General features: G+C 48.9%; 9 protein-coding genes. 4 read left to right on the top strand and 5 right to left on the bottom strand.

Translation table 11 applies throughout. The features are described 5' to 3' along the window. Positions 1-50: 50 nt before the first annotated feature. Positions 51-1,394 (bottom strand): NADP-specific glutamate dehydrogenase, encoded by a 1,344-nt coding sequence (gene gdhA, locus L0B52_RS02575; protein ID WP_235064979.1) that lies wholly within the window; start codon positions 1,392-1,394, stop codon positions 51-53. 168 nt (positions 1,395-1,562) lie between these two features. Between gdhA and nspC the strand changes: the two genes are divergently transcribed. From nspC to speB, 3 genes are read left to right on the top strand one after another with little or no spacing between them, the layout of a single operon-like run. Continuing rightward, entirely contained in the window at positions 1,563-2,723 is a 1,161-nt protein-coding gene (gene nspC, locus L0B52_RS02570) for a carboxynorspermidine decarboxylase (RefSeq protein WP_235064978.1), read from the top strand. Between the two features lie 3 nt (positions 2,724-2,726). Further along, the gene (locus L0B52_RS02565) at positions 2,727-3,500 is read left to right on the top strand and encodes a metallophosphoesterase (protein ID WP_235064977.1); all 774 of its coding nucleotides are present in this window, start codon (positions 2,727-2,729) and stop codon (positions 3,498-3,500) included. Between the two features lie 2 nt (positions 3,501-3,502). Next, on the top strand, positions 3,503-4,372 hold the full coding sequence (gene speB / locus L0B52_RS02560; RefSeq protein ID WP_235064976.1) for an agmatinase: 870 nt from the start codon (positions 3,503-3,505) through the stop codon (positions 4,370-4,372). Positions 4,373-4,437: 65 nt separating this feature from the next. On the opposite strand, the gene L0B52_RS02555 is transcribed toward speB, so the two are convergent. From L0B52_RS02555 to kdsA, 4 genes are all read right to left on the bottom strand, one after another. Further along, positions 4,438-5,748 (bottom strand): OmpP1/FadL family transporter, encoded by a 1,311-nt coding sequence (locus L0B52_RS02555; protein WP_235064975.1) that lies wholly within the window; start codon positions 5,746-5,748, stop codon positions 4,438-4,440. Positions 5,749-5,978: 230 nt separating this feature from the next. Beyond that, positions 5,979-8,378: a DNA topoisomerase (ATP-hydrolyzing) subunit B gene (gene gyrB / locus L0B52_RS02550; protein WP_235064974.1), complete on the bottom strand. Its 2,400-nt coding sequence runs from the start codon at positions 8,376-8,378 to the stop codon at positions 5,979-5,981. A 122-nt stretch (positions 8,379-8,500) separates the two neighbouring features. Beyond that, positions 8,501-9,835, bottom strand: coding sequence for a deoxyguanosinetriphosphate triphosphohydrolase (locus L0B52_RS02545; RefSeq protein ID WP_235064973.1), 1,335 nt, complete (start codon positions 9,833-9,835; stop codon positions 8,501-8,503). Beyond that, the gene (gene kdsA, locus L0B52_RS02540) at positions 9,835-10,674 is read right to left on the bottom strand and encodes a 3-deoxy-8-phosphooctulonate synthase (protein ID WP_235064972.1); all 840 of its coding nucleotides are present in this window, start codon (positions 10,672-10,674) and stop codon (positions 9,835-9,837) included. The genes L0B52_RS02545 and kdsA overlap by 1 nt, the downstream gene beginning before the upstream one ends. 115 nt (positions 10,675-10,789) lie before the next feature. On the opposite strand from kdsA, the gene L0B52_RS02535 reads away from it, so the two are divergent. After that, complete coding sequence (locus tag L0B52_RS02535) at positions 10,790-11,473, top strand: copper homeostasis protein CutC (RefSeq protein WP_235064971.1); 684 nt, start codon at positions 10,790-10,792, stop codon at positions 11,471-11,473. Position 11,474 lies beyond the last annotated feature (1 nt).

Raw genomic sequence — 11,474 nt, 5'->3', positions numbered from 1 at the left:
CCAGAGGTTATCCCTCTGGCAGTCAATAAAGTAATGGACGCTCGAGGCTGTTATAAATAGCCTTGAGCGATCATCGCGTCAGCGACTTTAACAAAGCCCGCAACATTGGCGCCACATTGGTAATCAACCGTACCTTTGATTGCTGGTGAATACGTCAGGCAATCAGCATGAATTTGCTGCATGATTTCACGCAGTTTTGCATCCACTTGCTCGGCTGGCCAGAAATAGCCTTGACGGTTCTGCGTCATCTCTAACCCTGAAGTGGCGACACCACCTGCGTTACTCGCCTTACCCGGCGCATAAAGGACTTGGTGTTTTTGCAAGGCGATAATCGCATCATTCGAACACGGCATATTCGCGCCTTCTGCGACCAATTGACAGTCATTAGTAATCAGCGCTTTAGCGTCGTCAAGCTCGAGTTCGTTTTGGGTGGCACAAGGCAGGGCGATATCACAGGCAATCTGCCAAGGACGTTGGTCAGAATAAAAGGTTAGATTGTGTTGTTCTGCCCATTGTTCAAGTCGACCACGTTCTTCATTTTTCAGTTGTTTAATCGTCTCAAGCATCTCACGTGTCAAACCGTCTTTAACGTATAGCGTGCCGCCAGAATCCGATAAGCTTAGCACTTTGGCGCCTTCATTGAGCAGCTTTTCAGCCGCGTATTGCGCAACATTGCCAGAACCAGAAATACATACTGTTTTGCCTTTAAGCCCATCACCAATATGGGCGAGCATTTCTGCGATAAAATAGATCAAACCATAGCCTGTGGCCTCGGTGCGCATTCGGCTACCGCCGTAGGCCAGTCCTTTACCAGTGATTACACCTTGTTCAACCAGGTTATTCAGGCGGCGGTATTGCCCATAGAGATAACCGATTTCGCGCGCACCAACGCCGATATCGCCCGCGGGAATGTCAGTGGTTGGGCCAATGTGGCGATAGAGCTCGTTCATCATCGATTGGCAAAAGCGCCGTACTTCATTATCTGATTTACCTTTAGGATCAAAATCGGCACCGCCTTTTGCACTGCCTAAAGGAAGGGTGGTCAGGGCATTTTTAAAGGTTTGCTCAAACGCTAAAAACTTCAATACACTTAGATTAACGCTCGGATGAAAACGTAAGCCCCCTTTATACGGTCCAATCGCCGAGTTCATTTGCACGCGGTAGCCGCGATTAACCTGTAGGCGACCGTTATCATCAACCCAGGGAATCCGGAAGATAATAATCCGCTCAGGCTCAACCAGGCTTTCTAAGAGTGATTGATCGCAATAGCGCGGGTTGTGCTCTAAAAAGGTGTTCACGGCATGCCAGACTTCTTCCACCGCTTGGTGAAATTCGTATTGCATTGGGTCGCGTTTGCGAAGGTCGTTGATAACACTTTGGAGAACTGGCAGCATAGGTATCCTTGGTTAGTGTGCTTTAGCGACAGGCGCTACGAGCAGTTATATGAAATCAAAGAATCAAAATATAACACATAAATATCTCGGTAACGGCGGTTTATACACACTATAATGCGCATTTATGTGAGCGGAATAACCGCAAGATTACTGACAGAGGCTCATGATTTGGATACTTTTTCTCAGCTAGATACCGCACGACTTCCCACGCCATGTTATGTGGTTGATCAGGCGCTGCTTGAGCGCAACCTGCGCTTATTAGCCCGAGTGCAACAAGAAAGTGGCGCGAAGGTATTACTGGCGCTTAAAGGCTTTGCCATGCACCATTTTGCCCCGCTGATCGATCAGTATTTATCCGGCGTGTGCGCTAGCGGGTTGCACGAAGCGAAATTGGGGCGTGAGTTCTTTAGTGGCGAAGTGCATACCTTTTCAGCAGCATTTCCCCCAAGCGATATCGAAGAAGTGCTCGCGCTGTCAGATCATGTGATTTTTAATTCTTTTTCGCAGTGGCAACGCTTTCAACCGCAAATCAAGGCGGCAAAAATGGCGCGACCGAACCTGGAATTTGGCTTACGGGTGAATCCGCAGCAATCAGAAGGCACGGTGGAGATTTATGACCCCAGTGCACCAGGTTCGCGTTTAGGGATTATTCGTGAGGATTTTAACGGTGCGTCACTAGACGGTATTAGTGGCCTGCACGTGCATAATCTGTGTGAGCAAGATGTCGCGCCTTTAAAACGCACTTTGGCGGCTGTTGAGGCACAATTTGGCGAGTTTTTACCACAAATGCGTTGGGTCAATATGGGTGGTGGGCATCATATTACCCGTGAGGATTATCAGGTTGACGAATTGATTGAGTTGATTCAAGCGTTTCGTGCGCGGTGGGACGTTGAGGTGATCATCGAGCCGGGTGAGGCGATTGCGCTTGGCACAGGCGTGTATGTCACAGAGGTACTCGATATTAAAGAAAATGCGATGCACTTAGCGATTATTGATGGCTCGTGTACTGCACATTTGCCTGATGTACTCGAGATGCCGTATCGTGCCGAACTCTATGGTGCGGGTTTGCCACAGGCAAAAGCGCATACCTATCGTATCGGTGGTTTGACGTGTTTGGCAGGGGATGTGATTGGTGATTACAGCTTTGACGAGCCGCTAACAGTCGGCCAGCGTTTGATGTTTATGGATATGAGCCATTATACGATGGTCAAAACCAACACCTTTAACGGGGTGAAATTGCCGAGTATCGTGGTTTGGGACAGTCGTGATGATTCGCTTAAGGTGGTGCGTGAATTTGGTTATGATGATTTCAAAATGCGGCTTTCTTAAGCGATGAAGATTGCCGTACATAGCGACCTGCATACCGAGGTCAGCCTTTGTTGGCTAGATCGCTTGCAAGAAGCTGATTTGTTAGTGCTCGCTGGGGATATTGGTGATCAAGATACACTACCAATCTTTTTTAATCTTCTGCGTCGTGCCGCGCCTGATCTGCCAACGCTCTATGTGTTGGGTAATCATGAATATTACGGTCATGACTTTCATCAGGCCAAAGAAACGTATCGCCAGCTAGCTGCTGATTATGACGTACGCCTGCTTGATGATGAGGCGGTGCGTTTTGGTGATCTGTTGATAGCTGGGACGACGCTATGGAGCAATTTTCAGTTAGCCGGGGACACTCAAGCTTCGATGGACTGGGCGCAGAAGACGTTACCGGATTTCAAATATATCCGCTATGCTAAAGGGGTGTTCACCACTGATGATTTAGTTGCCGAACATCAGCGCGCGGTCGCGTTTTTAGCAGACGCGCTTGCCCATGATGCGACGCATAAATTGGTGGTGAGCCATTTTTTGCCGAGTCGGTGTCTGGTTGCGGAACAACATGCCAAAGTACCTGGTGGCTTGGTTCGCTCGGCGTATTGGACGAGCGAATTGCCCGAATTATACGAACTAGCCGATACGTGGATTTATGGCCATAGCCACAGCAATATTGAGCTCACTCATGGCGGTTGTCGTTTTATCAGCAACCAACGCGGCTACAGCAAAACCCTCAATGGCCATGAAAACAATGGTTATCGAGGCGATTATTTAATCAATTTAGAGGAGTAAGAATGGGTATTTTTCTCGGCTCAGAAATTGAGCAACCCCAAGAAGACCAAGCGCTGTTTCATATTGTGCCTGTGCCGTATGAACACAGCGTGAGCTATGGTAGCGGGACGTCGTTAGGCCCCGCAGCGATCATTGAGGCTTCAGATCAGCTTGAGACCACCGATGGGGTTAGCGAGCCGTGTAATGAGGGGATTTATACTCATCCGGCGATTGATTGCTCTGGTGATCCTGAAGCGATCATGCAGCGGATCCGTAGCGTGAATGGCAAAATCGCTGCGCGCAAGCAGATCCCAGTAGTGCTTGGTGGCGAGCATACGGTGAGTTATGGTGCTGTGATGGGGGTGGCGGATGCGTATCCGGAGCAAAAAATTGGCATCGTGCAATTTGATGCGCATGCGGATTTACGTGATAGCTATGAAGGTAGTAAATGGAGTCACGCCAGTGTGATGAAACGCTTGGTCGATGAAGGAATGTCTTTATTCCAGCTTGGCGTGCGCGCGATGAGCGTTGAAGAACAAGCAGTCCGTGATGCGCATAGCGATCGTATTCATTATTTGGATGCGCGGTGCCTCTGTCGGCAAAACCCAACTCATAGCATGACCTTACCTGAGGACTTCCCGGAGCTCATTTACATTACGGTCGATATTGATGGCCTTGATGGGGCGATTATGCCAGCAACCGGAACGCCGGTGCCTGGGGGGTTAAGCTATTGGCAAATGATTGATCTGCTTGAATCAGTGATTGGGCAACGTCAGGTGGTTGGTATGGATGTGGTTGAATTAGCACCGATTGATGGCTTTCATGTTTATGACTACACCACAGCAGAAGTGGTGTATAAAATGATGGGGTTGGTGTCGCGCGCACGAGACTGACACTATCAAACTCATCCATAAAAAACGCCGCATTTGCGGCGTTTTTTATGGGCTTATCGTTCAGATTAGAAGCGATAAGTGTACTGCAAGCCAAGGATGTGGGCGCTGCTATTATAATCCGCTTTTGCGGTAGTATGTGTGCTGGCATCATTATAATCAACCGAAGCATCTTTGATGTGCAGGTAGCTATAAGCGAAGTTCAAGCTATGCTGTTCGCTGATATCGTATTTAGCACCCAAAGACAACCAGATGCGATCGTTATCTGGCATCGTGGCGAGACGATCTTCAGGGCCACGGACTGGTGATTTATCGTAAGCAACCCCACCACGTAATTGCCATTGATCGTTTAGCTGGTAAGCCGCGCCAAGAGCCACTTTATAGGTATCACGCCAGTTTGGTTTAAAGCTAACTTTTTTGCCACTTTCGAGTTCGATATCTAAATTATCAAAGCGTGAGTGCTTGGTCCAAGTGACATCAGCAAATAAGTCCAGCTGAGGATCAACTTTAACCATGCCGTGTAAAGAAAGTGACTCGGGAGTGACGATATCTACTGAGGCCTTTTCTTTGGCTAAAAGTGGTTGAAGTGGAGCTGGTACTCCACCTGCAAAGGCTGGACCAATAGCTTCTTTAGTTGCGCTACCTTCTAAGGTGTGTTTAATTTTTGAGCGGTAGCTCAAACCAATACGTGCGCTGTCGTTGATATCCCACATCCAGCCGAGGTTATAACCGATACCCCAATCATCACCAGAGATGGTTGTGCCGATATCGGCTGAACCAACTGGTGCGCCAAGCATTCCTGCAATATTGGTATTTTTCTGTAATTCAGCATCCATATACTGACCAATGACGCCGACCGCCACGCTATGGCCATTGCCAAAATCATACGCAATCGTTGGGTTGATGTCGATGGTCGCTAAATCGGTGCTTTTAATGCTGTAGCGCATCACAGAATTGTCTTCGTATGAAGAGCTGGTACCAAATGGAACGTAGATACCCAAACCTGCAGTGAGTTGCGGGGTGATTTCATGGCTGGCATAAATATGCGGCACAATCACCGGTGGATCAGTAATTTTACCTTCGCTACGCTCAGTTGGTGGAATTGCTGAACCTGAAGCCTTGCCTTTGGCATTGCTATATTTCACACTTGGGAAGACTGAAACGACATTCGCGGTAACTTGGGTGCCTTTTAAGTGGCTCAAACCGGCTGGGTTATAGAAAATGGTTGCCGGTGAATCTGCTTCAGCAGATGAGGCGTTTGAGGTGCTTTGCGCGGCAATGCTTTGCGTACCAAAATGATAGCCCGAAGCAAAAGCAGCCTGGCCAGCGATGGTAGACATAACAATCAGCGATAGGGCGCTGAGACGAAATTGCTGCATGGTGTTCTCCTATTTGTTGCTATTTAACCCACATTCAAGCGAACGTTTGATGTTTGGTTATAACAGATTGTAACCTGCAGCTAATATAAGCGCAACAATTTTTATGCTTTGTTACTACCTTCAGATTTATCAATGATAAAAAGATCAGCAAAACAGATAAATAGTGGCTAAAAAGTACAAAAACAGCGCATGTGTTTATGCGCCGTTAAGCTCAAATGTGTAGATGACGCTTAAATATCGATATTGCCAACATTAATTGCGTTATCTTCGATAAACGCACGACGCGGTTCGACTTCTTCACCCATAAGCGTGGTAAAGAGTTCGTCGGCCAAGCGTGCATCGTTGATTTTGACTTGCAGCATGCGGCGTGCTTGCGGATCAAGGGTGGTTTCCCACAGTTGATCCGGGTTCATCTCACCCAAACCTTTATAGCGCTGAATCTCATAGGCTTTTTTCCCTTCTGAGAATAAGGCGTTGATGACATCGCTAAAATAATGCACTTCGATGTGGTTTTTGCTGTTGGCAAAATACGCACCTTCTTGCAGGAGCCCGTCGATCTCTTGCCCGAATGCGGCAACTCTGCGGTATTCCGGTGAGTCAAAGAAATTGGCATCAAGGTAGTTGTGAATGAGGTTCGCGTGCTGCTCAATTTCGATATGAATACGCGGTAGCGCGCTGCCTTCAGAGAGTGACACATTAAGTGTAATCCCAGGCGCGCTATAGAGCGCGAGCTGTGCTTGATAGGCGTCTAACCACTTCTGAAGCGTATTTTGATCATTGAATCCATCGCGTGTTAGCGCTGGGGCTTCAATGAGCGCTTTCAGTACGCGCTGATCGTAGCGTGCAGCTAAGCGCTTAATCATCGACTCTAGCTCAAGATAGCCGCGGGCTAAAGATTCAAACGCTTCTTTACTCACTGCTGGCGCATCCGCACTCACATGTAAATTGGCATCATCGAGCGCTTGCGTGAGTAATAACTCATTAAGCTCGCTATCGTCTTTGATGTATTGCTTTTGCTTGCCTTTGCTGACTTTATAGAGCGGTGGTTGTGCGATATAGATATGGCCGCGCTCCACCAGCTCCGGCATTTGCCGGTAGAAGAAGGTCAGCAGCAGGGTGCGGATATGCGCACCATCGACGTCCGCATCAGTCATGATGATAATACGGTGATAACGCAGTTTATCGGGGTCAAAGTCTTCTTTACCAATGCCGGTGCCAAGCGCGGTGATCAAGGTGCCGATTTCTGCTGAAGAAAGCATTTTGTCAAAACGCGCTTTTTCGACGTTTAAAATTTTACCTTTTAACGGCAAAATCGCTTGGAATTTACGGTTACGCCCTTGTTTGGCCGAACCACCCGCTGAATCACCCTCCACGATGAAGATTTCAGAGTGCGCCGGGTCTTTTTCCTGACAGTCAGCAAGCTTACCAGGTAAGCCGGCGATATCGAGCACATCTTTACGGCGCGTCATTTCACGCGCTTTACGCGCTGCATCGCGTGCACGAGCAGCGTCGACCATCTTATTGACGATAACCTTTGCTTCGGCTGGATGCTCGTAGAGGAATTCTTTGAGTTTCTCAGAAAGCACGCTATCGACAATGCTTTTGACCTCAGAAGAGACCAATTTGTCTTTGGTCTGTGAAGAAAACTTAGGATCAGGTACTTTGACCGATACGATCGCAGTTAATCCCTCGCGCGCATCATCGCCAGAGGTGGCAATTTTACCTTTTTTATTTAAGCCTTCAGCCTCGATATAGCTATTGAGTGTACGGGTTAGTGCGGCACGAAAACCGGCCATATGCGTACCGCCATCGCGTTGTGGAATGTTGTTGGTAAAGCAATAGACGTTTTCCGCAAAGCTATCGTTCCACTGCAAAGACACTTCCACAGTCACCGCATCTTTTTCGGTACTGCAATAGAAAATATTCGGGTGGATAGGGGTTTTATTGCGGTTTAAGTATTTGGTAAAAGCTTGTACACCGCCTTCGTATTCAAACACTTCCTGCTGATCGTTGCGCTCGTCGCTAAGTACAATACGTACACCAGCGTTCAAGAACGATAATTCTTGTAAGCGTTTTGCGAGTTGCTCAAACTCGAATTCTACCGTACCAAAGGTATCTGTGCTGGCGAGGAAATTGATTTCTGTACCGGTTTGCTCAGTAGAATCCACGGCTTCTAAAGGTGCTTGTGGTTCACCATGGTGATAAACCTGCTGATATTTATGGCCTTCACGCCAGATGGTCAGCGTTAGGCGCTCAGAAAGGGCGTTGACCACCGACACACCAACCCCGTGCAGGCCACCAGAAACTTTATACGAGTTATCGTCGAATTTACCGCCAGCGTGAAGGACTGTCATGATGACTTCAGCCGCAGATCGGCCTTCCTCAGCATGATGATCTACCGGAATCCCACGACCATTATCGCGTACGGTAATCGATTCATCTTGATGGATGATGACGTTAATTTCGCTACAATAACCGGCTAACGCTTCGTCAATCGAGTTATCGACGACCTCAAAAACCATATGGTGTAAACCTGAGCCGTCATCGGTATTACCGATATACATCCCAGGGCGAGTACGCACTGCTTCAAGACCTTTAAGCACACGTATGTTTGAGGAATCGTAACTCATTGATATCAACCCGACACAAAAAAAGCAATTATAGCATATTGGGGCTTTTCTCGCGTGGGAATTCTCGAGAAAATGGCGCGTTAAGCGGCATAAACGCGCGAAAATCCGTCGCTGCGGTTGCCCTAGTTAACCGGCAAAGAAATGCCGGTAAGCTTCTTATATAGCGAAACGGCGTATGAATCGGTCATGCCGCTGATGTAATCACAGGCGCCAAGTAAGTTTTGATAGAGCGTGCCTTGTTCGCGTCGATAGCGATGCGGCAGCAGGGCAAGAATCATCTCGTCGTGGCGTTTGCTGTGTGGATTGTTTTGCGCGAGGTTGGCGGTGGCGCTGCAGAAAATGTCCATTAAACCGCTCAACACACGGTGCCCGGCAATTTGCACTTCAACCACAGGACGCGAGACATAGATATGCTCACGCGCATAGGTGCGTAGCGCTTCAAGTTGCTTGATTGAAGGAATGGCTTTTAGTAGCGGCTCATGGTGGCTGCCATCGAGTAATCCTTGCTCACTTTCCCAAAACACCTTAACGGTTTCGTGAACGAGTTTACCGATTGCTTTTGCGCGCAGATAGCTGAGTTGATCGCTTTTGCTGCGCATATGGGCAAAACGCGCTGGATCAACCAATTCACCACCGAGCGCCTGTAGTTTGCTAAGCGCGGTATGGTGGTCGATTTGCCCGACTTGATACGCGTCTTCGATATCAACAATTAAGTAGCAGATATCATCTGCGGCTTCCATAAGGAATGACAAAGGATGTCGCTGCCAGGCTTGCTCGCTGCGTTGCGCCAAACCCAAATGGTTAAAAATGTCAGAAAAATCAGCGAGATCATCCTGGTAACAGCCATTTTTCTTCATATTGGCAGCTTTTTGTGCGGCAGCGGTGCAGGGATATTTACTCGCTGCCGCCAACGTCGCGGCGGTTAGGCGTAGTCCACCTCGCGTATCGGGGCTTTCCAGGCGATTGCAGATGCGAAACCCTTGCGCGTTACCTTCAATCGCGGTCAGATCAGCGCGTTCATCGGCATGATCGAGTAACTCAAGGATAGATTGCCCACTGTCACTAGTGAAAAAATCACGCATCGCTTGTTCGCCAAAATGGCCAAACGGTGGGTTGCCGATATCGTGCGCTAAGCATGCTGCGGCAACAATATCGCCGATATCCGCAGGCTGGATTCCTTGATCTTTGAGCGCTGGGTAACGTTTGAGTAATTCAACACCAACGCTACTGCCCAAGCTGCGCCCGACGCAAGATACTTCCAACGAATGGGTAAGGCGGGTGCGTACATAATCGTTTTTTTCTAACGGAAACACCTGCGTTTTATCTTGCATGCGGCGAAACGATGCCGAAAAAAGCAGACGGTCGCCATCGCGTTGAAATTCTGAGCGCACTGAGGCTTCAGGCTGTGCAGCTTGGCCGATACGATAAGACGAAAGAAGGGTTTGCCAATCAGCCATTAGTCAATCTCAATCGGCGTTTGCGCTTTAACCAGCGTATCAATTTCCTGCATTTGCTTGAGATAAGGTTCAAGCTTATCGAGCGGCAGTGCGCACGGTCCGTCGCATTTTGCTTGGCTGGGGTCAGGATGGGTTTCGATAAACAGCCCAGCGAGTCCCAGCGCCATACCTGCTTTAGCAAGTTGCGCAGCTTGCTGGCGTCGACCATCGGCGCTATCGCTGCGCCCACCCGGTTTTTGCAGTGCGTGTGTGGCGTCAAAAACCACTGGCGCATAAGCTTTCATTTCATCCATTCCGAGTATATCCACCACTAAATTATTGTAGCCAAAGCAACTGCCACGCTCACAGAGCATCACACGCTGATTGCCAGCTTCAGCGAACTTATTCAAGATGTGACGCATTTCATGTGGGGCTAAAAACTGCGGCTTTTTGATGTTAATCGCGTTACCGGTTTGCGCCATCGCGACCACCAAATCGGTTTGTCGGGCGAGAAATGCCGGGAGTTGGATGACATCAACCACCTCGGCGACAGGGGCTGCTTGATACGGTTCGTGTACATCAGTGATTAGCGGCACGCCGAATTCCGCTTTCAGCGCGGCAAAAATTTCTAAGCCTTCGTCGAGTCCTGGCCCACGGTACGAATGCACCGAAGAGCGGTTGGCCTTATCAAACGATGCTTTAAACACATAGGGGATGCCGAGTTTGTCGGTGACTTTGACAAAATGCTCGCAAATGCGCAGCGCCAATTCGCGGCTTTCCAGCACATTCATGCCACCAAATAGGGTAAATGGCGAATCGTTGGCTACATGAATATCGCCGATCTGAACAGTAGAGCTCATGGTTTGTCCTGAAAAAATTGTGCGTTTATTGTAACCAAAGCGGCTGATTTATGCAGGTTTTAACGTCTAGATTTGTTTGTCGCGTAAAATGAAGGGCAATGTAGCAAAAGGAACGATGATGGCTCTATTGGAAGTTTGTGTAGAAACGATTGCCGATGCCAAGCTCGCAGTGGCACATGGCGCTGATCGTATTGAGCTATGCGCGCAATTAAGCGAAGACGGTTTGACGCCGACTGCTGATATGCTCACCGAAATCTCATCGATTGATGCGCCGTGTATGGTAATGATCCGCCCGCGTGCAGGTGATTTCGTCTATGACGCCGCAGCACTCAAACAAATGCATGCAGAAATCACTGCGGCGAAACTTGCTGGTGCGGCAGGATTGGTGTTTGGTGCGCTGAATGTCGATAACGAGCTGGATATTGCGGCATTAAAAGAGTTGCTGGCAGCGGCAGAAGGCTTGCCGGTCACGTTGCATCGCGCTTTTGACGCATTAGAAGACCCATTTGCCGCGCTAGAGACGGCGATTGAATTAGGCTTTAGCCGTATTTTGAGCGCTGGTGGCGCGGCGTCAGCCTGGGTGGGGCGTGAGCAGTTAGCCGCGATGGTCAAACAAGCGGGTGACCGACTCACCATTTTGCCCGGCGTCGGCGTGCGTGCAGAACACGCCAGCGCATTATTACGCGAAACCGGAGCCAGTGAATTACACGCATCGTGTCGGCAGTCTGGATTGCCGGCTGATCAAGTGCGGGTAGATTTTCAGGCGGTGCAAGCGTTGCGTGCGGCTATCGATCGATAGC

Origin of the sequence: Suttonella sp. R2A3, from assembly GCF_021513215.1 — a bacterium.
Classification (GTDB): domain Bacteria; phylum Pseudomonadota; class Gammaproteobacteria; order Cardiobacteriales; family Cardiobacteriaceae; genus JAHUUI01.
This window is presented reverse-complemented; position numbering and strand designations above follow the sequence as displayed.